At 58.6% G+C, this 232-nt stretch carries 1 pseudogene; it reads right to left on the bottom strand.

Features of this window, described 5'->3' with window-relative positions:
• Window positions 1–232, bottom strand: a pseudogene (locus tag IF55_RS35780) (ABC transporter ATP-binding protein); the annotation flags it as partial.

Genomic DNA, 232 nt, shown 5'->3' with positions numbered 1-232 from the left:
CTCATCGATCATCAGCACATCATGATCCTTCGCCGCCGCGATCGCGAACCGCAACCGCGCCGCCATCCCCGACGAATACGTCCGCATCGGCAACGAAATAAAATCCCCCTTCTCATTGATCCCCGAGAAGTCCACGATCTCCTGATACCGCGCCCGGATCTCCTCCCGCGACATCCCCATCGCCAACCCCCCCAAAATCACATTCCGCTCCCCCGTCAGATCATTCATCATC

The organism is Streptomyces varsoviensis (assembly GCF_000718635.1).
Taxonomy (GTDB): domain Bacteria; phylum Actinomycetota; class Actinomycetes; order Streptomycetales; family Streptomycetaceae; genus Streptomyces; species Streptomyces varsoviensis.
This window is presented reverse-complemented; position numbering and strand designations above follow the sequence as displayed.